1 protein-coding gene is annotated in these 514 nt (G+C 68.9%); it reads left to right on the forward strand.

The annotated features are described in order from the left end of the window. Positions 1 to 514: type VI secretion system Vgr family protein (locus tag HWX31_RS34645; protein ID WP_175934019.1), on the forward strand; the 514-nt coding region annotated here is incomplete at both ends.

Here is a 514-nt window from a genome sequence, read left to right on the forward strand (position 1 = left end):
GGAAGAAAGGCCGCGCCGATGCGCGCGGCAAGGGCTTCGAGCTGCGCACGGATTTTTGGGGCGTGGTGCGGGCGTTGAGGGGCCTGCTCGTCACGACGGACGGCCGAGCCGGCGGCCCCGGCCACGCGAAGGATGCGCGCGAGGCGGTCGGCCGGCTCACGCAAGCGCGCGAGTTGCAGGAGAGCCTGTCCGGACTGGCGCAACGGCATGAGGCACAGCAGCTTGACGCCGACCAGAGCGACGTTGCGAAGGCCATCAAGGCGCGCAACGATGCGATTCGAGGGAAGCCGTCCGGCGGCGAACACGATTTTCCGGAGCTGGCGGAAGCCGACATGGTGCTGTCGGCGGCGGCGGGAATCAGCGTCGCGGCGGAACGCAGCGCCCATATCGCGAGCAACGAGGATGTCGCCGTGACGAGCGGCCGGCATGTGGGTCTGGCGGTCGGCCGGTCGCTGTTCGCGAGCGTGGCGAACCGGTTTTCGTTGTTCGTGCACAAGGCCGGGATGAAGCTGAT

Source organism: Burkholderia ubonensis, assembly GCF_902833085.1.
Lineage (GTDB): Bacteria > Pseudomonadota > Gammaproteobacteria > Burkholderiales > Burkholderiaceae > Burkholderia > Burkholderia ubonensis.